This window comes from Neobacillus drentensis NBRC 102427, assembly GCF_001591445.1.
GTDB classification, from domain to species: Bacteria; Bacillota; Bacilli; order Bacillales; family Cytobacillaceae; genus Neobacillus; species Neobacillus drentensis.
This window is the reverse complement of the sequence record NZ_BCUX01000022.1, coordinates 46326-71461: the sequence shown is the minus strand read 5'-3', so window position 1 is coordinate 71461 and position 25136 is coordinate 46326. Positions and strand designations below refer to the sequence as shown.

Below are 25136 nucleotides of genomic sequence, written 5' to 3'. Positions count from 1 at the left end.
AACTTTTTTATAGGTGGTGTTGAAGTTGGGTTTTTTAGGTAGACTATTTGGTGATTCAAACACAAGGGAGGAAAAAACAATGACAAAATTAAACATCGGTATTATTTTAGGAAGCACACGTCAAGGACGAGTAAGCCCACAAGTTGGGGAATGGGTAAAAGGGATTGCGGATAAACGCGGCGATGCAAATTATGAAATCGTTGATATCGCAGACTTCAATTTACCATTCTTAGGAACAACTGATGGTTCAGAGCCAGGGATTGCAGAATGGAATAGCAAACTTGCCAACTTAGATGGTTTTGTATTCATTACTCAAGAATACAACCACAGCATCACTGGTGCATTAAAAAATGCTCTTGATTTTGCGCGTGAAGCTTGGAATGACAAAGCAGCAGGAATCGTAAGCTATGGTTCAACAGGCGGTGCTCGTGCAGCTGAACATTTACGCGGCATCATGGGTGAATTAAAAATTGCAGACGTTCGTACACATCCAACATTGTCATTATTCACAGACTTTGTAAACGGCAGCGAGTTCAAACCAGCTGAATTACACCTTACAAATGTAAATGCAATGCTTGATGAAGTGGTTTCATGGAGCGGTGCATTAAAAACAATTCGATAAAATGAAAATAGGGAGCGATGATTAATCAATCATCGCTCCCATTTTTATTTACCTATAAATTTCTATATTTTTTCAATGAGAAGATATTCAAAACAATGAAAAGGGCAGCGAAGATTACTAAGGCGAGAAGGTCTCCGCTTATATCGCTTAAACTAAACCCTTTATACATCACACCTTTTAATGCGTCTCCTGCATAATACATTGGCATCACCTTCGCTACTGCTTGTAACCAATCGGCCATCCCTTCTAGCGGGAAAATTCCTGCAAAAAAGATTTGCGGTATGACGGCAATCGGGATAAATTGAATCATTTGGAACTCGGAAGCTGCAAAGGTCGACAACAGGATTCCTAGCGAGAGTGCCACTAAAGCTAATAGTAAGTTCGTCAGGAGCACACTCCATATCGACCCGACAAGGACGATATCTAATACATTAATAGCATAGAAAACAACAATTATCGTTTGAATCACCGCGAATAGTCCATAACCCACCAAGTAGGCAGTAACGATTTCCCATCTCCGAATCGGGGTAGACATTAACCGCTCCAAGGTGCCTGTTGTCCGCTCACGTAATAAACCAATTCCTGAAATAATAAATACGAAAAAGAATACAAAGAAACCAACTAATATCGGACTTAATACATCAAAAAAGACGGTGTCCGAATCACCATAAACGTAGCTAATATCGATACTTTTCGGCGTCATAGCTGGTGCTTTTCCCGCGCTTTGCATCATCATCTGTGCTTGGAACTGTGCCGCAGTTACCTGGTTTACCTTCATTTGCAGTGCTTTTGCTTTTGTAGGATCATCATTCCGAAGTGTCAGTTTTATTTTGCCATTCTCCAGCTGCAGCAGCCCGTCAAGATCATCGTCTAGAATGGTATGATTTGTTACTGATTTGTATTCTTTCACCTGAATGTCTGCCTTTTTAAAGGCCGTTGCTAAATCACTATCTACACCTGAAACCCCTAATTTTGGGTCGACGGTATTGCCGTTGAACAAAAAGTACATCAGGGTCAGAATTAGTAGGGGTGCTACAAATAACAAGGCTAAGGTGCGTTTGTCCCGAAACATCTGCTGACAAATTCTTTTAATTAGCGCAATCACTCTCATGGATGTTTCACCCCTGCCTTCAAAAATACCTCATCAAAATCGTCTGTTTTGTATAACGCCTTTAATTCGGTTGGCGTTCCACTCGTTAAAATGCGGCCATCACGAACCATGGCTACATAATCGCATTTCACCGCTTCATCCATGACATGGGTGGTGACAATGATAGTTTTTTGCTCTTCATTTTTCAATCGTAAAAATTCTTTCCAAATGGATAACTTTAATTCGGGATCGATGCCGACAGTTGGTTCATCTAAGATTAATATTTTAGGATCTTGGATTAGTGCAATCGCTAAGGATAAGCGTCGTTTCATCCCACCGGAATAAGCAGCGACCCGTTTTTTTAAGTCGTCTGTCAGGTTTACTAAATTGGCCACATAAGTAAGCCGCTGTTTCTGTGCTTCTTTAGTTAACCCGAAGAGAGAAGCGAAAAATTTCAGATTCTCTTCCCCTGTTAACTCGCCATACAGGGCATCGGCTTGGGCCATATAGCCAATTTCTTGAAGTAAAGCAAGGTTCGGCATTTTCTCATTTAAGACATGAATGGCTCCTGTATCTGCCTTTTCCATCCCAACAATCATTTTGACAAGGGTGGTTTTCCCAGCCCCCGAAGGACCAATTAAGCCAAATAATTGCCCTTTCTCGATCGTTAAGTTGACATTATTTAAAACTGTTTTTTTTCCAAAGCTTTTGCTTACTTGTTCCACTTTAATGGTTGAGTCCATCAATCATTCCCCCTAGGATTGTTGACGCGGTTATAATTTTATTTTACAACTCAGTGGGAGATTAGCAATATACAAAAAGCAACAATGTGTTGTTTATCGTCGACTGGTTCGACAGTGAACAGGCTCGTGCCCCTATTAAAAAAGGTAATCAAAAGGGGTTTGGCGGAATTAATAGGGAATTCGGCGGAATCATTCAGAAGTTCGGCGGAATCCCGGCCTAGTTTGGCGGAATAACTCCGAAAGTTGGCGGAATCCCGGCCCAAATTGGCGGAATCCATCCCGGCCGCTGTCAAATTCAGTTGAATCACAAATAGGAATTTTTTTGTATATTTGGCAGCCCCGCTGTTAATCCTAATGTGGGAAATTCTTATCCATGAAAGGTGGTTTAGCCATGATCATTAACTTGCTGAATGGTATTGAGTTTAAAAATATGGATATTTTTAATCTTGAAGGAGCAGCAGCGATTATTTTCTATTTCACCACATATTCGTTGATAGGCTGGCTGCTGGAAAACAGTTATAATTTCTTCACAAAGCGAGAGTTCTTTAAGCCGAATTTTTTATTCGGGCCCTTTAAACCGATGTACGGCATTACTCCTGTCCTCTTGGTATATTTGATTTCACCGGAAACCAATTGGGGAGTGGTGATTCTGCTTTGCTCCTTGATCCCTTCCATGGTGGAATATCTGACGGGGTCATTATTACAGAAGCTATTTAACCGGCAATGGTGGGATTATTCTGATTCACCTCTGCAGCTTCATGGTCATATTTGTCTGCCTTTTTCTGTCTGCTGGAGTATTCTCTCGCTACTTTGCATAAAATGGATCCATCCTGCCATTGTATCGATGTACGGAGACATTGAACCTTATTGGGCATGGATTTGGTCAGCTGTAGGATTATACTTCCTGGCCGACCTCGTCTTAGCCATCAGGAAACATTCCTTACAGGATCTTATTACCGATGAACCAACGAATCCAATTCAATAGGTGCCTGACACCAAAAGAATGACATCATATAAAAATGAAGAAGAACCCGTGTGGTTCTTTTTTTTTAACTTAGCGTGATGCTATAGTTAGTCTAAAAGATTAAAATTCAATGAAAAATAGAAAACTAAGCAGAAATCATGCTAAATTGATAAGATAATTCCTAGATATATAAGCTCATTTTTATAAAAGATTTTAGACCCGAGTTAGAACAAAAAAAGGAGGGCTGACAATGACACAGCGGATTTTGGTGGTAGAGGATGAAAAACAAATTGCCAAGATATTAAAGCTCGAACTAGAGTATGAGGGATACGAAGTAATGGTTGCTTATGATGGGAAATCGGGATTACAGGCAGCCTTAGATGAAAAGTTGGATTTGATTTTATTGGATGTTATGTTACCTGAGATGAATGGCATAGAGGTTTTAAGGAGAATACGAAAAGAGAATGACCTCCTGCCCGTTATTTTACTTACAGCCCGCAACATGACAATTGACAAGGTGGCAGGACTCGATCAGGGAGCGAATGATTATATCACCAAGCCATTTGAAATTGAGGAACTATTAGCAAGAATTCGCTCTTGTCTTCGGCAAATTACCAATGCAGTCAAGACTTCACAAGAAGATGACTCTCTATTAGAATTAAGGGATTTAACCGTTAATCTTGATACGAGAGAAGTAATAAGGGGGGAGACTTCCATCACGTTAACTCCTAAGGAATTTGATTTACTCGTTTATTTGCTATCCAATAAAAATAAAATTGTCACAAGGGAGGGTATCCTCCTGCATGTGTGGGGCTATGAATATGAAGGGGAAACGAACGTCATCGATGTGTTTATCAGACATTTACGAAAGAAAATTGAAGAAGGTTTTTCAGAGCCAACGATTATTCAGACGGTGAGGGGAATCGGTTATACCGTAAGGGAGAATTAAACCAATGAAGATTACCACAAAAATAAATTTAATTACAACGGCCTGGATCCTGTGTGTATTAATAGCTGTCAATGCGGTTGTCTTTTTTTCGTTCATGAAGATTACTGTCAATATGGAAGATGGTGAACTATTACAAAAGGCAAATTATTTGATAAAGCAAATAAACAAGGAAGATTCCCCAGCTGTAGTTAAAGAAAAATTAACCCCCTACCTAACGAACCATTCTTTTATAAGAATCGTTCAATCAAATTCGAAAATCGTTAACCAAGTTACGAACGACCAGCAATTGGCGGCCAAAATAAAGCCGCAATTCGCTGTTGAAAAAACTACCCAAAGACGAACCATTCGACTTAAACATCAAGAAGAGCAAATTGCCATTGTCAGGGTGCCAATCCAATCCAATGGACAGGTAGTCAGAACCCTTGAGTTCGGGGAGAAATTAGTCGGATTGGAAACTGGAAAAGACCTATTACTTTCCATTCTAATTTTTTGCACGATACTCGGAGCAGTTTTATCGCTTCTCGGGGGAAGATGGCTATCGAATCTGATTATGAAACCGATCTCCAATATGATTAACACCATGGAGGATATTGAACAAAGTGGGATTCCGAAAAAGATCATCATCCAAGATGAGACAAAGGATGAACTGCAAAAATTGGCGGTGACGTTTAATCGGATGATTGGCAGATTAGAAGCAAACCTCGAAAAACAGAGGCAATTTATTTCTGATGCTTCACATGAATTAAAGACCCCGCTTACTGTGATCAAGAGTTATGCAGACCTACTGCTAAGACGGGGATTAAAAAATGAAGAGGTTGCCCATGATGCGATTGAATCGATTCATTCAGAAGCAACGAGGATTCAAAAAATGACTGAAAGGTTTCTGGATTTGGCTGATACTGAATCAGGAAATCGTTTGGAAACAAAATCAATCAATTTGGTATCCTTGTGTGAGAATTTATTCAAGCAAATAAAAAGTGCCTATAAGCGAGAGATTAACCTCCATTACCAAAAACAGGCTATTTCGGTTTTAGCGGATGAAGTCAAGCTAAAGCAAGCGATTATTATCTTAATCGATAACGCCATCAAATACAGTACAGATACGATCGATGTGTATTTAACGGAAAATGAACAATTGACCATCATCACGGTAAAAGATTACGGGATCGGCATACCAGCGTGTGAAATAGAAAATATTTTTGAGCGTTTTTACCGAGTGGACAAGGCGAGGAGCAGGGAGACAGGCGGGACAGGACTGGGATTATCGATTGCAAAGAATATCATGAAGCAGCATCATGGTGAAATTATTGTAAAAAGTACGGAAGGGGTGGGAACAGAGGTGGAGCTATTCTTACCCAAGCAGAAAGGAAAGGTTTTTGAGTGATTAAAATAGTGATCGAGAGCGTTATACTTTTATTCATTTTTTTTCTGATCTATGCCATACTACCAACACTAATTATACGGATGAGCGGTCGGGGCATTATCAAACGAATCAATGCCCCGGCGATCGCATTAACGTTTGATGATGGTCCCAATCCTGAATACACACCGCAATTGCTAGATCTTTTGCAAAAGTACGGTGTAAAGGCTTCTTTTTTTGTGGTGGGCAGTAAAGTGAAAGCCAATCCTGCTATTATTAAACGGATGAGTCAGGAGGGTCATACGATTGGCATTCATCATTATGACCATATTTCGAGCTGGATTCTCTCGCCCTTTCAATTAAAGAAACAGCTGAAAATGACAGAACAGGCAATCAGCGAGATCACCCATGAAAAAGTGACCTTTTACCGGCCGCCATGGGGAAGCTTTAATATCGCCAGCCTATTTTTGAGTAAACAATTTAAAGTGATCATATGGTCGGACATTTTTGGTGATTGGAAGGTAGCAAAAGGTAAGAACGGCCTGCTGGAACAATTTCTCCAAGCGACAGAAGCAGGCTCTGTGCTGCTGCTTCATGATTGTGGGGAAACATGGGGTGCCGATCGGCTTGCGCCGCGTTATATGTTGCAGAGTTTAGAAATTTATTTACAGGAAAACATAAATAAGGGCACAAAATTTATCACATTAAATGATGTGAACTTTTAGAGGGAACTATGAATGTAGAAACGATCATAAATTATATTAATATATACGGTTACTTCGTTATTTTTCTCTTTTTATTCTTTGGAATTATTGGCATTCCTGCTCCTGAAGAATCGCTGCTCTTTTTAATTGGCGTGCTGAGTTTTCATCATCAGCTCTCCATGGGGCTAACCATGCTGTGTTCCAGTCTCGGCGCATTTCTTGGCATGCAGACTGCCTATTCAGTCGGGAAATATGTAGGGTCCCCATTTATTAAAAAATATGGTAAGTATATCGGGATTACGGATGACCGTTGGGAAAAGGTAAGTCGCATCTATGCGAAAAACGTACGTAAAACAATCGTTTTCGGTTTTTATCTACCAGGTATTCGGCAGATAAGCCCCTACTTTGCTGGGATTAATAACATTTCTTTTCGAATGTTTTTCCTATTTTCCTTGCTAGGCACTGTACTATGGACCATCCCTTTTATTGTAGGTGGATATTATGCAGGAAAGGTATTTCATATAAATCCAGACTATATTCCATATGCAGGACTGGTATTTTTCATTCTTTTTTTGCTCTATGTCCTCTTTATGTCTATAAAAAAGAGAAAAAAGGAATCAACCGAATTGGATAAAAACAAAACCTGAATAGACATCTTTTCGGGTTTTGTTTTTTTATACCAAGCTAAAAAAAGGCTGAAGGTAAGATTAAAAATCGATTAAAAACCCAGTTTTTAAAGAAATGAGTGATACATTGATAGAGTAATTTAGAAATCATTTTTCAGGGGACGATTTCTATTCGAATAGGAGATGGAATAAGTGAAGAAAATTTTGTTTTTACCACTCTTACAAATGCAGTCGGGACATCATCAAGTCGCTGAGGCATTAATGGATCTTTTAAAAAATCATACAAACGATCTTTCTTTAAAAAAAATAGACTTGCTAAGCTATACAAATAAATCGTTAGAAAAGGTGATTACAAATGGCTATCTTAATTGGATTCGTTATGCGCCAGAAACCTATAATTTTGCCTATAAGAGCTTTTTCTACGTACCGCCAACTAAAAAACATTCCTTTAAATGGTATGAACCACTCTTTTTGAAGAAAATGGAGCAATTGATAGCGGAGGAACAACCAGATTTACTTGTTTGTACCCATGGGTTCCCTTCTTATCTTCTTAGTAAGTTAAAAATGAAGGGGAAATGCGACCTGCCGATTATTAACGTATACACGGATTTCTTTATTAATAGCGTTTGGGGAAGAGAGGGAATTGATCTCCATTTACTACCAAGTCAAGAGGTTAAAGCAAAGCTCAGCCGAAAACTACCGAATCAACAGTTGATTGTGACGGGAATTCCCGTTCATCAAGAAATGACGAAAACCGTCACTCGAAAAAAACATACCAATCGGCTCAAAATCTTATTATCTGGAGGAAATAGTGGTCTAGGCGGGATTTTGAAACTAGCGGAAGAGTTAAAGCTGTCTACCAGCTTAGACTTCCTAATATTGTGTGGTAACAATAAGAAACTTTATGATGAAATCCATTCATGGGGTTTAGATCATATCAAACCACTAACTTATCTTTCATCTAGATCAGAAATGAATCAGCTTTATGAAGAAGTGGATGCCATTATCTCAAAACCAGGCGGGGTCACAATCAGTGAAGCGATACAGAAAAGACTGCCAATCTTTGTTCATTCCGCCCTTCCAGGACAGGAAAAAATAAATCTTCGCTACTTAAAGAGTCAAAAACTAGTATTTGAACTGAATCAGACGACACCTTTGGAAAGTCAGTTGCTCAGTGTATTAACGGATCAGAAAAAAATGAATGACTGGGAGCATGCGATCGATTCATATCAGAGGGGAATGGAGCTTGAGAAGCCTGAAAAAATCGTGGATTTGATTGAATCCATTCTTGACCAAAAAACAAGTAGCAGGCAGTCAAGATTGGTTAGGTATTCATCTCCTTTGAGAATTTAATATTGTTGGACTACATGAATTTGGAGGTTAGCGAAGATGTCACACCTAGACTATGATATTTTTCAAATCATCAATCACTTTGCAGTAAGTGAACGGTTTTTAAACCCTTTGATGATATTATTAGCAGAAAAAGCAGAGTATCTATTTTTTGCAGGAATCATTTTTTATTGGTTTTTCCATAAATCACAACACCGAAAAATGGTTGTTGAGGCCATTCTGGCCGCTTGTGTGGCGCTAAGTATAAATGGAGAAATAGGTCACTTTTTTTACCGGAATCGTCCGTTTGTCGCCCATCATGTGAACTGGTTAATCCCTCATGTGAAAAATGCCTCGTTTCCAAGTGACCATGCAACTGCGGCATTTGTGATTGCAACAGCCATTTGGATTTGGAAAAAACGTGACGGCTGGATGTGGTTGGTTTTGGCTGCAGGCATTGCTCTATCCCGTGTTTGGACAGGGGTACATTATCCTTTAGATGTGATCGCAGGGATGCTTATTGGTGCAGGTGTGGCTTTTGCTATCCATTTCATACTCTATCGATTCAAGGAAATAAACAAGGTGATCATCTGGTTCATTGAGTACTATGAGAAAATTGAGAGTAATTTATTAAAAAAGACCCATCTAGTTAGAAAAAGATAGGAACTAAACGGACGGGGGAATTCCAGATGAGCAAACCTGTACTAACCATAGTCGTACCATGCTTCAATGAAGAAGAGGTATTGAAGGATACGATCTTCAAATTGTCAAAAGTGTTAGACGAGCTAATGGAAGAGGCTCACGTCTCAAAGGAGAGTAAACTACTATTTGTAGATGATGGCAGCAAGGATCGAACTTGGGGGATAATCGAGGCTGAAAGTGAGAACAATCTTTTTGTTACCGGCCTTAAGCTGTCGGCCAATATGGGACGTCAGAACGCACTTATTGCGGGTCTTAAGACAGCCAATGAACAATCAGATTGTGTCGTGTCCATCGATGCAGATTTACAAGAAGATATAAACGTGATTCGAGCTTTTATTGAAAGGATTTTGGAGGGTGGGTGAGATACGTTAATCCATTCTCCGAAACTTCAGTAGGGCTCTTTTTTTGTAATAATTCCACATATTCTTACATAAAATTTAAAGTTAGTTTAATGGGTTGCAAGGGTAATTTTCTGAAGTCTAGGTGTCCTGAGTGGAAGGAGGATTTCATGTTCTATGCTATGTTCCTTGAAGGTCAATCGTTGTGGAATGTACCATTATTAGCTTTCCTCATTTGTATAGCGCTCTTATATGTAGTCTTAGTACTTTCTTTTACAGAAATAAAGCTTAACCAAAAACAACCCCTGTTATTTTTCCTCAGTATAGTCATCATGTATTTAGCCTTTGGCAGTCCATTTGAAAAGATTAGTCATCTGTCATTTAGTTTGCACATGCTGCAATTGAGCATTTTATACTTTATTATCCCACCTCTGTTTTTATTAGGAATTCCTGACTCGTTTCTCCATCATATTCAGAATCTCACCCTATTTGTTCGAGTGAGCAAGTTTTTTTTAGCGCCGATTGCTGCACTTTATGCATTTGGAGTGCTGTTCTTGATGTACCATTTCCCAGTAGTGTTAACGACTATTTCGCAAAACACGGTGGTCCATAATGGATATTTATTAGTGCTATTACTCCTGTCTATTCGGATGTGGGGGCCAATCGCAGCGCCTGAGTTGAACCATAATGGTTCAACAAGGCAGAATAAACGGTATCTATTTTTGAGCGGTCTTGTCTTAATGCCTGCCTGTTTGCTTTTCATCCTAACTGGCTTGATTGGTGGAATGAATAATCCTCTTCTTACCGAATTAACTGCAAACCTTTGTATCTCACCCTCCCAAATAGATTCCCTCAATCTCCTGCCTGCACCATTTAATACTAGGCTTGACCAAATGTTTGCGGGAATCCTTATGCTCGGAATGCATAAATTTGGATTAATCCTGACGGTGCGTCTTGGAAAAAAAGTTAATAGTGGGACTGTTGTGGGAATGGTTGATTAATCACCATTCCCCTTATTTCTGTGTAAAAATGCAGGAACTTTCCAATCTGGTTCAATATATTCCGTGATAATTTTGGGAATGGTATCTAAGAGTGGCTGAATTATTAAACTAGGAGGATTTTTTATTTACAAAAAACAAGAGCGGAAGCTCATTTGGCTAGCTTTTATTGTTGCATCAATCATGGGTTTGTCGATCATTGGACGGCTTTTTTCTGGGTAAGAAAGGGGGGAATTAAATGGGTAATGAGGAAGCAGTATTTTTTAGTCGTGTCTTAACAGAATTGACTTTGTCCTTTCATATTATTTATGCAACCATTGGGGTCGGAATTCCACTGATGATTATGATTGCCCAATGGGTCGGGATCAAGAAACAGGATGAACACTATATTTTACTAGCGCGAAGATGGACAAGGGGATATGTGATTACCGTGGCTGTCGGTGTTGTGACCGGGACCGCGATCGGGTTACAGCTTTCACTTCTCTGGCCCAATTTTATGCAGTTGGCCGGTAATGTGATTGCCTTGCCATTATTTATGGAGACCTTTGCCTTTTTCTTTGAAGCGATTTTTTTAGGGATATACATATATACATGGGATCGATTTGAAAATCAGAAAAAACATTTGCTCTTGCTGATACCAGTTGCATTAGGCGCCTCATTTTCGGCTGTCTTTATTACGATTGTTAATGCATTTATGAATGCACCGCAGGGCTTTGATGTGGTCAATGGTCAACTCGTGGATGTCAGTCCGATCTTGGCGATGTTTAATCCGGCGATGCCGACTAAAGTGGCCCATGTCGTTGTCACCGCTTATATGACTTCGGCGTTTGTCCTCGCGGCTATTGGTGCCTTCCGGTTACTTAAAGGTTCAAACCATATCTATCATAAAAAGGCTTTATTCTTAACGATGAAACTTGGATTCGTCTTTTCTGTCTCAACCACCCTATTAGGGGATTTCTCCGGAAAGTATTTGGCAGAATATCAACCAGAAAAATTAGCCGCGGCTGAGTGGCACTTTGAAACTGGGAAAGGTGTGCCGCTTATTCTTTATGGTGTCCTTGAGAATGGAGAAGTCAAATATGCGCTAAAGATTCCGTTTGCACTCAGCATTCTTGCTCATGAAGTTCCTAATGCCGAAGTGATTGGACTTGATCAGTTTCCAAAGGATGAAGTGCCACCCCTGTATATCCACTATTTATTCGATACAATGGTGACGATTGGGATGTGGATGACCGTCTTGTCTTTGCTGTACATAATTGGAACCTGGCGCCAATGGCGTTTCGTTTTGTCGCAATGGTTCCGCTGGCTGCTAGTGCTCGGCGGTCCTCTTTCTATCCTTGCGATCGAGGCTGGGTGGTGGCTGGACGAGGTCGGCCGTCAACCCTGGGTCCTGCGTGGGATTTTGCGAACAAAAGATGCAGCGACGACAAGCGGTCAAGTGGATCTCATGTTGGTTTTATTTGCGGGACTTTATCTTGTTCTCGGGGTTGGCAGTGTAGTTGTCCTTTGGCGAATGTTCCGGAAGAACACTGTGGAACAGGAATTGGCCGATCGGGCTTCTGAGAAAGCGGGTGATGCTCTATGACACTTGAAATCATCGGAATTTCAGCTCTGGGGCTGTTTCTGTTTGGATATATTATCATTGCATCGATTGATTTTGGGGCAGGATTCTTTAATGCATATAGTACCATAACGGCCAAACAGCATATTTTAACAAAAATTATTCAACGCTATCTATCGCCGGTTTGGGAAGTCACCAATGTCTTTTTAGTGTTTTTCTTTGTCGGCATGGTTGGTTTTTTTCCAAAAACGGCCTATTACTACGGGACGACCTTACTGGTGCCTGCAAGCATTGCGATTATTTTGCTGGCGATTCGAGGGGCGTATTATGCCTTTACGACCTACGGGGGACTTAAGCATAAACGCTACACTATCTTGTATGGCTTGACGGGACTGCTTATTCCAGCAGCCTTATCGAGTGTCCTGACAATTTCAGAGGGCGGTTTTGTGACAATGGAAAATTCAGCCCCTGTACTCGATTATTGGGCATTGTTTACCAGTCCGTTATCATGGAGTATTGTCGTCCTTAGTCTGACAGCGGTGTTATATATTTCTGCAGTATTTTTAACATGGTATGCCCACCATGCAAACGATGAGGCGGCAACCAACCTCCTGCGAAGATATTCACTTAGTTGGGCAGGACCAGCCATAATCACCGCTACGGGGATTATTTTTGAAATGAGAACGCACAATCCAGAACATTATCAGCGCTTAGTCGACCTCTGGTGGTTGTTCGGCTTGTCTGTTTTGTTTTTTGTTGGAACCGTCTATTTGATCTGGACGCGACGTGCCTATGGGCTGGCATTTGGACTGTTGGTAGGGCAATTTGCGCTAGCTTTTTTGGCTTATGGGGCCTCCCATTATCCCTATTTACTATATCCCTATCTCACTCTTTACGACAGTTTTACCAATAAATCGATGGCGCTTGCCCTGATTGTAGCCTTCATTGCAGGGCTGGGATTGCTCCTCCCTTCATTGTATCTGCTGTTAAAATTGTTCCTGTTCAACAAGGAATATGTGCAAGGGAATAGGAATGATGAACATGCTTAGGGGGGATGAACGTTTTGGATGATTTCTTACTTTTCTATGCACCATTTCTTGTAATGCTTGCCTCTATAGCCGTGGCGTTCTGGATTGCTCCGAAAGATGAGTCTGTGGAAAAATAAACTAGAAAAGTGCATATAAAAAACGGCTGAGGAATCAGCCGTTTTATTTGTTCGATATTATTTTAAACTACGTTTCAAGAAAGTCTTTGTTCGTTCATTCTTAGGATTTGTAAACAGCTCGGCGGGCGAACCGGATTCAACAATTTCCCCATTATCCATAAAAATAACCCGGTTGGCTACTTCCTTGGCGAATCCCATCTCATGTGTCACTACAATCATTGTCATGTGTTCTTCCGCCAGATCCTTCATAACATTTAATACTTCACCGGTTAATTCCGGGTCTAAAGCAGAGGTGGGCTCATCGAACAATAGAATTTCTGGGTTTAACATCAGTGCCCTGGCAATGGCAACTCGCTGTTTTTGTCCGCCTGAGAGCTTGGCCGGATAGGCAGTTGCTCGGTCGGTAAGCCCGATTTTCTTGAGAAGTTCACTGCTTCTTTGTTGAATTTGAGCGGGTGATTCTTCCTTCAGCATTTTTGGAGCAAGTTCTAAATTTTCTTTCACTGTGAGATGCGGGAAGAGGTTAAAATGCTGAAAGACCATGCCCATTTTTGCGTTGATCTCTTTAATCTCCTGCGGTTTAGCATAGGCCCCGTCCTTAACCAGATGATTGCCTGCGACACAAATCGTGCCATCGTCAATTTTTTCAAGATATACCAAACTGCGAAGCATCGTACTTTTCCCAGAACCGGAGGGACCAATCACGGCAACCACATCATTTTTATTTACATCAAAGGTAATCTGTTTTAAGACATCCAAATTCCCATATGATTTCTTCAAGTTAGCTATTTCAATGATAGGCATAGATACCACTCCTTTCTATTCAAATTTGAACCGTTTTTCAAGCCACTTAAAGACCATCGTTAAAAGGAGAGTCATGATTAAATAAATGATACCGGCGACAAAGAATGGGACGATGGTAAAATCACGATTTACAGCTGTCTGCGCAAAATGCAATAATTCCGGTACGGCAACAGCATATAGCAGGGCAGTATCCTTAACCAGTGTCACCGATTCGTTCGCGACAGATGGAAGAGCGATTCGGAACATTTGCGGCAGGATCACCTTTGTCAACGTCTGCCATTTATTTAGGCCGAGCACTTGCGATGCCTCATATTGACCTTTATCAATCGCAAGAAGCCCGCCGCGAAAGATTTCCGCAAAATAGGCGGCATAGTTCAAAATAAAACCTAAACAAGCTGCGACAAAGCGGTCCAAAACTAAGTATTCTCCTACTACCGGAATCATTGGCAGCCCGAAGCAAATAAATAACAGTTGAAGCAAGAGCGGTGTACCGCGCATCACATAAATATAGCCTTGGGCGATTAGTGACAGCGGCTTAAAACGACTGCCGGCTGACAGGGTTAAAATAAACCCGAGTGGAATCGAAACCACAATCGCAATGATAAATAAGAGTACGGTCATCTGTGCCCCTTCGAGCATTGGTTTAAGTATGGAAATTAGATAGTCAAAAGACATAGAAGGTTCCTCCAAAAGCAAAACAGGGTTCCCCGTGGAAATCCTGTTTGCCTTATATTCGGTATTAGTTTAATACTTTATTTTCGCCAAACCATTTTTTCGAAATAGTTGCAGCGGAGCCATCTTCATTCATATCATCGAGTGCTTTTTGCAGCTTTTCAAGTAATGCATCATTCCCTTTTTTCACGCCAATTCCGTATTCTTCGGGAGCAAGCGATTCATCGAGAATTTTAAAGGCTTCTTTTTCTTTTTTCATATAATAATCGATAACCACTTCATCAATAACTACCGCATCCAAACGGCCGCTTTTTAAATCAGTCAGAGCTTGGACATTATCAGAAAACTCGGTAACAGTCTTAATTTTTTTCTTGATAGGTGCTGCATTCAAAGCATCTGATGCAGATGATAATGTTTGCAGGCCAACAACCTTACCCGTTAAATCATCAAGTTTTGTAATTTTTGAATCAGCTAATGTAACAACCACCTGTGCATTTTTTAAATAGGGCTTGGTGAAAAGAACTTTCTGTTTACGTTCATCTGTAATAGTGTATCCGTTCCAAATGAGGTCAATCCTGCCGCTGCTAAGTTCAGCTTCCTTCGTACTCCAATCGATTGGTTGGAATTTAACCTTTTTCCCCATCTTTTCCGCTGCTGCCTTTGCGTAATCGATATCAAAACCAACAATCTTATTATTCTCATCGCGGAAACCCATCGGAGCAAACTTATCATCGATCCCAATCACGAGCGTTTTGTCCTTTGCTCCTTCTGATTTAGACGAGCATCCTGTAAGAATCGAGAATAGTGCTGCTATTACTAGAATCATAGGTATTAAACGTTTCATCTTAGACCAGCCACCTTATCTATTTTTTTTAATTCACTTTAGTACGTTACCGTATTATTAGACTACCATATTATAACGCTATAATAATAAAGAATACAATAGCTTTATTTATAGTTGGAAAATTAAAAATATTCAAAGCTGAACCAATCAACTTTGTTGTCTGTAACTGCTTATTTGCAGGGGTACAACCTTCCTGTCGATAAAAAATTTTTTTATGATAAAACATTCAAATAAACATTTGACCAACCAGATGGAACTGCATATACTAATATTCAAATAGGCGTTTGATTAAGGAGGCACACTATTGAAGTATGATGATATATGTGAAGTAACCTGCGTAGATGAAGATAAAGTAAAACGGGTAAAGGATTTAGTTTCCGCGCAAAATACAATGGCCGTTTCACAAATATTTAAAGTGTTATCCGATGATACCCGAATTAAGATTGCGTATTCCTTAAGTAAAGAAGATGAATTATGCGTATGTGATGTTGCCAACATTGTGGGATGTACCACAGCTACTGCATCTCATCATTTACGACTTCTTCGTAATTTGGGATTAGCCAAATACCGCAAAGAAGGAAAATTAGTCTTTTATTCACTAGATGATGATCATGTGAGACAACTGATTCAAATTGCTTTTACGCATCAAAAGGAGGTGGAACACAATGAGTAACGCTTTGGAAAAAACAAATGACAAAACAGTTTACCGTGTCCAGGGATTCACCTGAGCCGGCTGTGCCACTAAGTTCGAAAAGAACGTACAACACCTGGATGGTGTTGCTAATGCAAGTGTGAATTTCGGTGCTTCTAAACTTACAGTTTATGGTGAAACAACTATAGCGGAAATAGAGAAAGCAGGGGCTTTTGAAAATATAAAAGTCATTCCTGAAAAACAAAGATTTGAAGAGAAAAAAGAACCGTTTTTGAAAAAACATTCATCTGTTATCGCCTCATTGGTTTTCATGCTGATTGGATGGGTATCAGCACAAATAAATGGGGAAGAGAGCATCTCTTCGATTTTAGCTTATGGAGCTGCTATCCTAGTGGGTGGTCATCGCCTATTTACGACGGGATTGAAAAACTTTTTCCGTTTAGAATTTGATATGAGAACCTTGATGACAATCGCCGTTATCGGAGCAGCCATTATCGGTGAGTGGGGAGAAGGAGCAACCGTTGTCATCTTGTTTGCGATTAGTGAGGTTCTGGAATCCTATTCAATGGATAAAGCGAGACAATCGATTCGTTCCTTAATGGATATTGCTCCAAAAGAAGCATTAATCCGAAGAGGTAATCAAGAATTTACAGTAGAAGTGGACGATATTCAGATTGGGGATATTTTAATTGTAAAACCGGGCCAGAAAATCGCCATGGATGGAACAGTTGTAAAAGGATTATCGTCTGTAAATCAAGCTGCAATTACAGGTGAATCTGTTCCGGTTTCGAAAACCATCGATGAAGAAGTGTTCGCAGGAACATTAAATGAAGAAGGACTGCTTGAAGTCAAAGTTACCAAACATGTGGACGATACGACTATTGCAAAAATTATTCACCTTGTTGAGGAGGCTCAAGCAGAAAAGGCTCCATCTCAAGCATTTGTCGATCGCTTTGCCAAGTATTATACACCTGTAATTATGTTCATATCGCTGTTAGTAGCCGTACTCCCACCACTTTTATTTGATGGGGATTGGAGTAAATGGGTTTATCAGGGTCTTGCAGTATTAGTGGTTGGTTGTCCTTGTGCTCTAGTCATTTCCACTCCGGTGTCCATAGTTACTGCGATCGGTAATGCTGCACGAAACGGGGTTCTGATCAAAGGTGGGATTCATTTAGAGGAAATGGGAGCAATTAAAGCGATTGCCTTTGATAAAACAGGTACCTTAACCGAAGGAATACCTGTTGTAACGGATTATCTACCTCAACCAAATTCTAATTCGAATTCGAATGAACTACTTTCCATTATCGCTGCTTTAGAAAATGGTTCTCAGCATCCTTTGGCTTCTGCGATTATGAAGAAAGCAGAGCAGGAAAACTTACCTTATCAAGGTCTGGTGATTGAAGACTTTTCTTCGATTACAGGTAAAGGAATCAAAGGTAGAGTCAACGATAAAATGTACTATGTGGGCAGTCCTAATTTATTCGATGAGATCTTACCAAATGGAATTCCATCGAATCTAAAAGCAACCATTTCTGACCTGCAAAATAAAGGAAAAACAGTAATGGTGGCTGGTACTGCAACAGAAATATTAGCACTGCTCGCAGTTGCAGACGAAGTGAGAGGGAACAGTAAAGATGTAATACAGAAACTTCACTCATTAGGTATTGAAAAAACAATCATGTTAACGGGTGATAACAAAGGGACCGCCAATGCGATTGGTAAGCAGGTAGGGGTTTCAGATATACAAGCAGATCTTTTACCTCAAGATAAATTGGCGTTTATTAAAGAACTAAGAAACAAATTTGACCGTGTGGCCATGGTTGGTGACGGTGTAAATGATGCACCGGCTTTAGCTGCATCGACCGTTGGGATCGCCATGGGAGGAGCTGGAACGGATACAGCTCTCGAAACGGCAGATATTGCTTTAATGGCAGATGATTTAGGGAAACTGCCATTTACGTTGAAGCTAAGCAGGAAAGCCTTATATATCATTAAGCAGAATATTACTTTCTCTCTTGGAATCAAACTATTAGCCTTGTTATTAGTGATTCCGGGTTGGTTAACCCTATGGATCGCGATATTTGCAGACATGGGAGCCACACTTATTGTGACGCTTAATGGTTTACGACTTCTCCGAGTAAAGGACAAATGATATCGGACTTCCCTGAATGGGAAGCCTTTAAAGGTTTAAAGAAAAAACATAATATTAAATAATACAAAGGCAGAGGAATCTCAAGGGGGTTCTTCTGCTTTTTGCTGTTTGTTGGAGTGAATGCTCTATAATAGCAGAAGAAATAGGAAAAGATAAACAAGCAAAAAAATGATTGAACATTAGCGGTTTATAAATCATACTATATATATGAGCATATATTCATATATAAAATGGGGGTTTAGAAATGGGACACCATCATGGACATTCACATGGTGATGGGCATGGCCATCATCATCACCATACAGGAAACAAGAAGGCACTTTTTTCCGCATTTCTGTTAATTACAGCTTTTATGTTTGTTGAAGTTGCTGGAGGGATTATAACAAATAGCTTAGCACTACTCTCGGATGCGGGACATATGCTAAGTGACTCTGTTGCTCTGGGTTTAAGTTTTTTTGCGATTAAACTGGGAGAACAGAAAGCAACGCAAACTAATACTTACGGATATAAAAGGTTTGAAATTATCGCGGCTGCTTTAAACGGAATCGCGTTAATCGGTATTTCTCTTTATATTTTTGTTGAGGCGTACAGCCGTTTGACTAATCCACCAGAAGTACAAAGCTTGGGAATGCTTTCAATTTCCGTCATTGGATTACTTGTGAATATTATTGCTGCCTGGATTTTAATGAAAGGCGACAAAGAAGACAACTTAAATGTAAGAAGTGCTTTCTTGCATGTAATTGGCGACATGCTAGGCTCTGTTGGTGCCATTATTGCAGCGTTATTGATTTACTTCTTCGGATGGGGGATAGCGGATCCTATTGCCAGTGTGATTGTAGCCATTCTTGTCTTGATAAGCGGATGGAGAGTGACGAAAGAGTCGTTTCATGTATTAATGGAAGGAGCACCACTACAAATAGACGCGGAAAAGGTGAAAAGTTCCTTGTTAACTATCCCATTTGTTAATGAAGTGCATGACTTACACATCTGGTCCATTACATCAGGAATGCCAATGTTAAGCTGCCATATTGCCATTGAAGGAGAGGGACTGCACGATGCCATTCTTAGGAAGGCACAGTCCATTCTTCATGACGATTTTGGGATTGAACATAGTACCATCCAGGTAGAACAAAAGGAAATTGGCTGCCCTAGCCATCATGGAGTCTGTAATTAGTGATGCAGGGCATGTTCAATGGTTTGTCTTAAAATGTCCATCACATGTTCGTCATCATGGGTATAAAATAAAGTGGTTCCTTCCCTTCTGAATTTAACTAAACGAAGATTTTTAAGGAATCTCAGTTGATGGGAAACCGTGGATTGAAGCAACGAAAGTTTTTCGGCTATTTCATTAACCGAATGCTCTCCTTGAAATAATAAATACAATATCCGTATTCTGGTGGGATCAGAAAGGGCTTTAAACGTTTGTGAAACGATGAAAAGTGTTTCCTCATCCATGGATTGACTTTTATCTTGATTTTTATCTTTTTCCAATCGAATCAACCTCCTGCCTAATATATTATAACTGTATTTAGACTTAAGAAAAATCATGGAGTTTTTGGATTTTTGATTTTCTCAGAGGTTCATGATACTCCGGCTTTTTTCAGGTTCTCAACAACCTGAAGGGACAATATAAATAATAGGACAAAGCAGCAGTTTCCATTTAGGAGTTGCTGTTTTTATTGTTTTAAAGGGGGGGGGACTGAATGATTGAAGAAATTAAGTTAAGCTCGTTTGTGGCTTGGCTTATTTTTGTTGGGATGTTTCTTGGAGGAAGTTCAATCCAATTCATGTTCCGTTTATTTAATAGAAACACTTTGTATTTACAGATTCTTTGTGGAGGTTTGCTTCTCGGTTTATTTGCATTTGAATTACTTCCGGATATATTTAGACAATTTCAGATCATCGGAATTTTTACAGGTATTTCAATCGGTATTTTTATAATGGTATTGCTGGAAGTTTTTTTACATCATAATTCTAATCATCATTCGAGACACCAAGATACCATGTATCTATTATTAATAGCATTAATCATTCATAACATTCCGACAGGGATTTCTTTTGGAACGAGCCTGAAAACAGGAGATATGATTAACCATGGATTGTTAATGGCATTTATTCTACATAATGTCCCGGAGGGCATGATTATCATGGCATCGATTCCACTTATAAAAGAGAAGAACAAATTATTTTCAATTTTTTGCTTCACACTCTCCATTGTTATTGGCATAAATATTTTTATGGGACTAAATATGAAAATCGATTCATTAAAGTGGAATACCATTATGATGGGAGTAACGATGGGAACAATGGGGTATATCACATTATATGAATTAATTTGGAAAAAATCAAAAAACCTCCCGAAAGGAAAAGTAGTACTAATCGTAATATTGGGATTGGTAGGTATGCATTATTTCTTACGGCTTCTTCCTGCACATCACTAAGGGTAAAACAGACCTATTAACATAGCGATGGATGCGACGGCTATTCTTTTTTCGATAGTTTTAAATTGGATATTTTTTCATTATTGGTTAAAATAACATGATGATGTTGAAGTTAGTTTTCACCCAGGAGGATTCACATGAAAAAAAGGGAAAGTCAGCAGGACAAGCGTTTCAAAATTGCGCACAGGGAAGCCCTGATTGGAATTATTCTTGTTTTAATTAATTTTATTTGGTGGTATGGTTTTGCCTACGGGCTTGGATCGGCAAAAGTAGAACAATATTCGTACATATTTGGGTTGCCCGCCTGGTTTTTTTACAGCTGTATTTTAGGCTTTATTGTTATGATCATCCTCGTTATTTTTACAGTCAAATTTTTATTCAAGGATGTTTCCTTTGAAGAGGAAGAGGGGGAGACCAAATGAACTGGGCCGTCATTACCCCGCTGCTAATTTTCTTATTGATTATCTTTGCTGTTGGCATGTGGTCAAACAAGTTTGTTATTAAATCTCATTCTTTCTTGGAGGAGTACTTTCTAGGGGAACGTCAAATGGGCGGATTCATTCTAGCGATGACGATGGTGGCGACCTATGGCAGCGCCAGCAGCTTTATTGGAGGTCCCGGAATCGCTTATACGAAAGGACTAGGCTGGGTGCTGCTTGCCATGGCCCAATTAGCAACCGGCTATTTTACGTTAATGGTATTAGGGAAGAAATTTGCAATTATCTCCCGTCAGTACAAGGCCATCACCTTGATTGACTTTCTTAAAGAGCGCTATAAAAGCAAAGCGGTCGTTTTATTCTCGGCAGCAAGTATTATCATCTTTCTGTTTTCATCAATGACCGCGCAATGGATTGGCGGGGCACGGTTGGTTGAAAGCTTAACCGGCCTACCTTATACAACGGCGCTATTAATCTTTGCCTTTTCCGTGCTTGTCTTTGTGATTGTCGGCGGCTTTCGTGCAGTTGCCATAACAGATACAATCCAAGGTGTGGTCATGTTCGGGGGAACGTTAATCCTGCTCATCGCCACAATTAAAGCAGGTGGAGGAATCCCGAGGATTATCTCAGACTTAGCGGCTGAAAATCCGGACCTAATCAGTCCGTTTGGCGCAGACCAAAGTTTAACACCGTCCTTTGTCTCCTCTTTTTGGATTTTAGTTGGGGTTGGTGTTGTCGGCCTGCCGCAAATTGCAGTCCGAGCGATGTCTTATAAAAATTCGAAGGCCATGCACAATGCGATTATTATTGGAACGATCGTAGTCGGTTTTATCATGCTGGGGATGCATCTCATTGGCGTGTTCGCAAGACCGGTTCTGCCAGGTGTGAAAATTGGCGATACCGTCATGCCATTGTTATCGATGAAAGTACTGCCGCCATACGCTGCTGGAATCGTTCTCGCGGCACCAATGGCTGCAATTATGTCAACAGTGGATGCGCTGTTAATTCTGGTTAGCTCGGCACTAGTCAAAGATGTCTATTTAAATTACATCAAGCCTGATGCAGGGAACGACCAAGTGAAAAAGGTTAGTTTCAGTGTGACGGCGATTATTGGAATTGTGGTCATTCTCTTCTCGTTAAGTCCACCTGATTTAATCGTTTGGCTGAACCTGTTTTCCTTTGGGGGGCTCGAGTCAGTGTTTATCTGGCCGGTTATTTTAGGATTGTATTGGAGTAAGGGCAACAAATACGGAGCGATTACTTCGATGGTTATTGGGATGGGTTCGTATATTATAATCGATCAATTTTATCCAAATGCCTTTGGTTTTCACACAGTGGTCCTCCCTATCTTCTTATCTCTTGCTGCATTTGTAGTGACTAGTTTATTTACACAGCAAAACGAAGGTATGATGCATGTTAGAATGGAAAAATAAGCTGAGTTCTTCGAAACGATGTTCCGTTACCATTTTTGTTGCAATTTTGTGAATTAATTTCTAGAATGAATTAACAGCAATTAATAAATGAGGTGAGCTCATTGGAAACCGTTATTCGACATTTATCAGCGCTTATTATTCCGGGGCTGCTCGTCTTGCTTTTCACACGAGTTACTTACAACCGGGTCATTGGGTTAATTTTAACCGTTGCCCTGATTGCTACGTCTGTATATAAAGGCTATACTAACACATTTTTACTCATCGTCGTCGATGCTTTTTCGTTAACAGCAGGCTTTTGGATGGCTGCAAAGATGAAGCAGAGAATCATTAAAAAGAGTTAATCCAATTAATGGTCTTGTAGGTCTGTCAGAAAAATGACAGGCTTTTTGTGTTGGAATTCCAAGAAAACGAATATTCGTTCGCATATTGTTGGTTTGATTCTAGGGGATTGTGGTAAAATGGTAATATGAATTTAGAGGATACACTTGAAAGCAACCATCCCGGTCCATTAACAAGGTACATATGCTGAAAAGTGATTGATTTTTTCGGGAGGTAAATGATTGTGAAGGATCAATTTGAATTAGTTTCAAAGTACTCGCCACAAGGGGATCAGCCCGAGGCGATTAAACAATTAGTTGAAGGAATCAGAAACAATAAAAAACAACAGACCCTGCTTGGTGCGACAGGTACGGGTAAAACTTTTACAATTTCAAACGTGATTAAAGAGGTAAATAAACCAACCCTTGTCATTGCTCACAACAAAACACTGGCTGGACAACTCTACAGTGAGTTTAAAGAATTTTTCCCAAACAATGCCGTCGAGTATTTTGTCAGCTATTATGATTACTTTCAGCCAGAAGCCTATGTACCATCGACAGATACTTTCATTGAAAAAGACGCAAGCATCAACGATGAAATTGATAAATTGCGTCACTCGGCGACATCATCCCTATTCGAACGCAAAGACGTGATTGTAATCGCCTCTGTATCCTGTATTTACGGTTTGGGTTCGCCTGAAGAATATAGTGAAATGGTGTTGTCACTTAGAACAGGAATGGAAGTGGAGCGCAATCAACTGCTGCGCCGGTTAGTTGATATCCAATACGACCGAAACGATATCGATTTTAAGCGCGGAACCTTTCGCGTCCGTGGTGATGTCGTTGAAATTTTCCCTGTTTCTCGTGATGAACATTGCCTTCGGGTCGAGTTTTTTGGTGATGAAATCGAACGGATTCGTGAGGTCGATGCACTGACTGGAGAAATTATCGGCGAACGTGATCATGTCGCTATTTTCCCAGCATCCCACTTCGTTACAAGGGAAGAAAAGCTGCTTAAAGCGATTGAAAATATTGAAAAAGAACTGGAAGTACGGCTGGAGGAACTGCGCGAGGATAATAAACTGCTCGAAGCCCAAAGGCTTGAGCAGCGTACACGCTATGACCTGGAAATGATGCGCGAAATGGGTTTTTGCTCAGGAATTGAAAATTACTCACGCCATTTAACCTTAAGGGATGCAGGATCAACGCCCTATACCTTGCTTGATTATTTTCCAAAGGACTTTTTGATGGTGATTGACGAGTCGCATGTTACCTTGCCGCAAGTGAGAGGAATGTTTAATGGGGATAAGGCGCGGAAACAGGTGCTTGTTGATCATGGCTTCCGTCTGCCCTCTGCGCTTGATAACCGGCCGCTAATGTTTGACGAATTCGAAAAGCATATCGAGAATATCATTTTTGTTTCGGCCACGCCGGGACCCTATGAGCTTGAGCATACACCGGAAATGGTATCGCAGATTATCCGTCCGACTGGACTTTTGGATCCAACCCTTGAAGTCCGCCCAATTGAGGGGCAGATTGATGACTTGATTGGTGAAATCCATGATCGAGTTAGTAAAAATGAACGGGTTCTTGTGACCACGTTGACGAAAAAAATGTCCGAGGACTTAACCGATTACTTGAAGGAAATCGGGATCAAAGTTCAATATTTGCATTCGGAGGTTAAGACGCTCGAACGGATTGAAATTATCCGCGAATTACGCCTTGGCAAATATGACGTTCTGATCGGGATTAACCTGCTCCGGGAAGGTTTGGATATACCTGAGGTTTCGCTGATTGCGATTCTCGATGCCGACAAGGAAGGCTTCCTTCGTTCCGAACGGTCGCTAATCCAAACGATTGGCCGTGCTGCCCGAAATGCCCATGGACATGTCATCATGTACGCCGATAAAATCACAAACTCGATGGCATTAGCGATCAGTGAAACAAAACGCCGTCGCTCAATCCAGGAAGAGTATAATCGCAAGCATGGAGTTACCCCGATGACAATTCAGAAGGAAATTCGTGATGTTATTCGTGCCACCCATGCCGCCGAAGAGCAAGAAGAATACAAACCATCGGCATCGTTCAGTAAAATGTCGAAGAAGGAAAAAGAGAAATTGATTATGACGATGGAAAAAGAAATGAAGTTCGAGGCCAAGGCGCTTAATTTTGAACGTGCCGCTGAGCTTCGTGATTTAATTTTAGAGCTGAAAGCGGAAGGATGACGTAA

General features: G+C 40.4%; 27 protein-coding genes and 1 pseudogene. 22 read left to right on the top strand and 6 right to left on the bottom strand.

What is annotated here, in order from left to right; translation table 11 throughout:
- The first annotated feature begins 25 nt into the window (after positions 1 to 25).
- On the top strand, positions 26 to 622 hold the full coding sequence (locus BDR01S_RS12525) for an NADPH-dependent FMN reductase (protein ID WP_066258849.1): 597 nt from the start codon (positions 26 to 28) through the stop codon (positions 620 to 622).
- Positions 623 to 674: 52 nt separating this feature from the next.
- Here BDR01S_RS12525 and BDR01S_RS12520 read toward each other — a convergent pair whose 3' ends face one another.
- Together BDR01S_RS12520 and BDR01S_RS12515 are read right to left on the bottom strand one after the other, a co-directional pair.
- Positions 675 to 1733, bottom strand: coding sequence for an ABC transporter permease (locus tag BDR01S_RS12520; RefSeq protein ID WP_066258847.1), 1059 nt, complete (start codon positions 1731 to 1733; stop codon positions 675 to 677).
- A complete protein-coding gene (locus BDR01S_RS12515) occupies positions 1730 to 2455 on the bottom strand; it encodes an ABC transporter ATP-binding protein (protein WP_066258844.1) in 726 nt (241 codons plus the stop codon). The genes BDR01S_RS12520 and BDR01S_RS12515 overlap by 4 nt, the downstream gene beginning before the upstream one ends.
- Before the next feature lie 86 nt (positions 2456 to 2541).
- Here BDR01S_RS12515 and BDR01S_RS26505 point away from each other — a divergent pair, with 86 nt between their 5' ends.
- The 13 genes and pseudogenes from BDR01S_RS26505 (at position 2542) to cydS (ending at position 13151) form a co-directional block, all read left to right on the top strand.
- Entirely contained in the window at positions 2542 to 2676 is a 135-nt protein-coding gene (locus BDR01S_RS26505) for a hypothetical protein (RefSeq protein WP_268874675.1), read from the top strand.
- Positions 2677 to 2846: 170 nt separating this feature from the next.
- A complete protein-coding gene (locus tag BDR01S_RS12510; RefSeq protein ID WP_066363182.1) occupies positions 2847 to 3440 on the top strand; it encodes a putative ABC transporter permease in 594 nt (197 codons plus the stop codon).
- A 229-nt stretch (positions 3441 to 3669) separates the two neighbouring features.
- A complete protein-coding gene (locus BDR01S_RS12505) occupies positions 3670 to 4368 on the top strand; it encodes a response regulator transcription factor (protein WP_066258842.1) in 699 nt (232 codons plus the stop codon).
- A gap of 4 nt (positions 4369 to 4372) precedes the next feature.
- Entirely contained in the window at positions 4373 to 5752 is a 1380-nt protein-coding gene (locus tag BDR01S_RS12500) for a sensor histidine kinase (RefSeq protein ID WP_066258841.1), read from the top strand.
- Between the two features lie 8 nt (positions 5753 to 5760).
- Positions 5761 to 6453 carry a polysaccharide deacetylase family protein gene (locus BDR01S_RS12495; protein ID WP_066260383.1) on the top strand — a complete coding sequence of 231 codons (693 nt, stop codon included), beginning with the start codon at positions 5761 to 5763 and terminating at the stop codon, positions 6451 to 6453.
- Positions 6454 to 6461: 8 nt separating this feature from the next.
- Positions 6462 to 7079, top strand: coding sequence for a DedA family protein (locus BDR01S_RS12490; protein WP_066258837.1), 618 nt, complete (start codon positions 6462 to 6464; stop codon positions 7077 to 7079).
- 171 nt (positions 7080 to 7250) lie between these two features.
- The gene (locus tag BDR01S_RS12485) at positions 7251 to 8411 is read left to right on the top strand and encodes an MGDG synthase family glycosyltransferase (protein WP_066258835.1); all 1161 of its coding nucleotides are present in this window, start codon (positions 7251 to 7253) and stop codon (positions 8409 to 8411) included.
- Between the two features lie 36 nt (positions 8412 to 8447).
- Positions 8448 to 9050 (top strand): undecaprenyl-diphosphatase, encoded by a 603-nt coding sequence (locus BDR01S_RS12480; protein WP_066258831.1) that lies wholly within the window; start codon positions 8448 to 8450, stop codon positions 9048 to 9050.
- A gap of 26 nt (positions 9051 to 9076) precedes the next feature.
- Positions 9077 to 9445: pseudogene (locus tag BDR01S_RS12475) on the top strand (glycosyltransferase); the annotation flags it as partial.
- A 152-nt stretch (positions 9446 to 9597) separates the two neighbouring features.
- A complete protein-coding gene (locus tag BDR01S_RS12470) occupies positions 9598 to 10428 on the top strand; it encodes a cytochrome c oxidase assembly protein (RefSeq protein ID WP_066363179.1) in 831 nt (276 codons plus the stop codon).
- Between the two features lie 235 nt (positions 10429 to 10663).
- The gene (locus BDR01S_RS12465; RefSeq protein WP_066258823.1) at positions 10664 to 12010 is read left to right on the top strand and encodes a cytochrome ubiquinol oxidase subunit I; all 1347 of its coding nucleotides are present in this window, start codon (positions 10664 to 10666) and stop codon (positions 12008 to 12010) included.
- Positions 12007 to 13035 carry a cytochrome d ubiquinol oxidase subunit II gene (locus BDR01S_RS12460; RefSeq protein ID WP_066258820.1) on the top strand — a complete coding sequence of 343 codons (1029 nt, stop codon included), beginning with the start codon at positions 12007 to 12009 and terminating at the stop codon, positions 13033 to 13035. The genes BDR01S_RS12465 and BDR01S_RS12460 overlap by 4 nt, the downstream gene beginning before the upstream one ends.
- A gap of 14 nt (positions 13036 to 13049) precedes the next feature.
- Positions 13050 to 13151: a cytochrome bd oxidase small subunit CydS family protein gene (gene cydS, locus BDR01S_RS26730; protein ID WP_374725401.1), complete on the top strand. Its 102-nt coding sequence runs from the start codon at positions 13050 to 13052 to the stop codon at positions 13149 to 13151.
- A gap of 57 nt (positions 13152 to 13208) precedes the next feature.
- Here cydS and BDR01S_RS12455 read toward each other — a convergent pair whose 3' ends face one another.
- The 3 genes from BDR01S_RS12455 to BDR01S_RS12445 all read right to left on the bottom strand — a co-directional run bounded on the left by BDR01S_RS12455 (position 13209) and on the right by BDR01S_RS12445 (position 15471).
- Positions 13209 to 13955: an amino acid ABC transporter ATP-binding protein gene (locus tag BDR01S_RS12455; protein WP_066258815.1), complete on the bottom strand. Its 747-nt coding sequence runs from the start codon at positions 13953 to 13955 to the stop codon at positions 13209 to 13211.
- Positions 13956 to 13970: 15 nt separating this feature from the next.
- Positions 13971 to 14630 carry an amino acid ABC transporter permease gene (locus BDR01S_RS12450; protein ID WP_066258813.1) on the bottom strand — a complete coding sequence of 220 codons (660 nt, stop codon included), beginning with the start codon at positions 14628 to 14630 and terminating at the stop codon, positions 13971 to 13973.
- 64 nt (positions 14631 to 14694) lie between these two features.
- Positions 14695 to 15471, bottom strand: coding sequence for an amino acid ABC transporter substrate-binding protein (locus BDR01S_RS12445; protein ID WP_066258811.1), 777 nt, complete (start codon positions 15469 to 15471; stop codon positions 14695 to 14697).
- A 304-nt stretch (positions 15472 to 15775) separates the two neighbouring features.
- On the opposite strand from BDR01S_RS12445, the gene BDR01S_RS12440 reads away from it, so the two are divergent.
- The 3 genes from BDR01S_RS12440 (at position 15776) to BDR01S_RS12430 (ending at position 19452) form a co-directional block, all read left to right on the top strand.
- The gene (locus BDR01S_RS12440) at positions 15776 to 16144 is read left to right on the top strand and encodes an ArsR/SmtB family transcription factor (protein WP_066258810.1); all 369 of its coding nucleotides are present in this window, start codon (positions 15776 to 15778) and stop codon (positions 16142 to 16144) included.
- A complete protein-coding gene (locus BDR01S_RS12435; RefSeq protein WP_082797407.1) occupies positions 16137 to 18278 on the top strand; it encodes a heavy metal translocating P-type ATPase in 2142 nt (713 codons plus the stop codon). The genes BDR01S_RS12440 and BDR01S_RS12435 overlap by 8 nt, the downstream gene beginning before the upstream one ends.
- A gap of 244 nt (positions 18279 to 18522) precedes the next feature.
- On the top strand, positions 18523 to 19452 hold the full coding sequence (locus tag BDR01S_RS12430; RefSeq protein WP_066258809.1) for a cation diffusion facilitator family transporter: 930 nt from the start codon (positions 18523 to 18525) through the stop codon (positions 19450 to 19452).
- Here BDR01S_RS12430 and BDR01S_RS12425 read toward each other — a convergent pair.
- Positions 19449 to 19733, bottom strand: a complete 285-nt coding sequence (locus BDR01S_RS12425) for an ArsR/SmtB family transcription factor (protein ID WP_066260376.1) — start codon at positions 19731 to 19733, stop codon at positions 19449 to 19451. The two genes, BDR01S_RS12430 and BDR01S_RS12425, sit on opposite strands and share 4 nt — an antisense overlap.
- Positions 19734 to 19981: 248 nt before the next feature.
- Here BDR01S_RS12425 and BDR01S_RS12420 point away from each other — a divergent pair, with 248 nt between their 5' ends.
- The 5 genes from BDR01S_RS12420 to uvrB all read left to right on the top strand — a co-directional run bounded on the left by BDR01S_RS12420 (position 19982) and on the right by uvrB (position 25131).
- Entirely contained in the window at positions 19982 to 20719 is a 738-nt protein-coding gene (locus tag BDR01S_RS12420) for a ZIP family metal transporter (RefSeq protein ID WP_066258808.1), read from the top strand.
- Between the two features lie 137 nt (positions 20720 to 20856).
- The gene (locus BDR01S_RS12415; RefSeq protein ID WP_066258807.1) at positions 20857 to 21141 is read left to right on the top strand and encodes a YhdT family protein; all 285 of its coding nucleotides are present in this window, start codon (positions 20857 to 20859) and stop codon (positions 21139 to 21141) included.
- Complete coding sequence (gene panF, locus BDR01S_RS12410; protein ID WP_066258805.1) at positions 21138 to 22589, top strand: sodium/pantothenate symporter; 1452 nt, start codon at positions 21138 to 21140, stop codon at positions 22587 to 22589. Before BDR01S_RS12415 ends, panF begins: the two co-directional genes overlap by 4 nt.
- 101 nt (positions 22590 to 22690) lie before the next feature.
- On the top strand, positions 22691 to 22930 hold the full coding sequence (locus tag BDR01S_RS12405; RefSeq protein WP_066258803.1) for a CsbA family protein: 240 nt from the start codon (positions 22691 to 22693) through the stop codon (positions 22928 to 22930).
- Positions 22931 to 23151: 221 nt separating this feature from the next.
- Positions 23152 to 25131 (top strand): excinuclease ABC subunit UvrB, encoded by a 1980-nt coding sequence (gene uvrB / locus BDR01S_RS12400; protein WP_066260374.1) that lies wholly within the window; start codon positions 23152 to 23154, stop codon positions 25129 to 25131.
- The last annotated feature ends 5 nt before the right edge of the window (positions 25132 to 25136 follow it).